The 566-nt window shown below is 54.1% G+C and carries 1 rRNA gene; it reads left to right on the top strand.

The features are described from left to right. Positions 1 to 527: ribosomal RNA gene (locus H2O73_RS20290) — 16S ribosomal RNA — on the top strand; the annotation flags it as partial. Positions 528 to 566: the final 39 nt, after the last annotated feature.

A 566-nucleotide genomic window follows, 5' to 3' on the forward strand; every position in this document is an offset into this window, starting at 1 on the left:
CAGGTGTGCCTTCGGGAACTCTGAGACAGGTGCTGCATGGCTGTCGTCAGCTCGTGTTGTGAAATGTTGGGTTAAGTCCCGCAACGAGCGCAACCCTTATCCTTGTTTGCCAGCGAGTAATGTCGGGAACTCCAGGGAGACTGCCGGTGATAAACCGGAGGAAGGTGGGGACGACGTCAAGTCATCATGGCCCTTACGAGTAGGGCTACACACGTGCTACAATGGCGCATACAGAGGGCTGCCAACCAGCGATGGTGAGCGAATCCCAAAAAGTGCGTCGTAGTCCGGATTGGAGTCTGCAACTCGACTCCATGAAGTCGGAATCGCTAGTAATCGTGGATCAGAATGCCACGGTGAATACGTTCCCGGGCCTTGTACACACCGCCCGTCACACCATGGGAGTGGGCTGCAAAAGAAGTGGGTAGTTTAACCTTTCGGGGAGGACGCTCACCACTTTGTGGTTCATGACTGGGGTGAAGTCGTAACAAGGTAACCCTAGGGGAACCTGGCGCTGGATCACCTCCTTATACGATGATTACTCACGATGAGTGTCCACACAGATTGAT

The sequence above is a fragment of the Vibrio marinisediminis genome, from assembly GCF_014050145.1.
GTDB lineage: Bacteria > Pseudomonadota > Gammaproteobacteria > Enterobacterales > Vibrionaceae > Vibrio > Vibrio marinisediminis.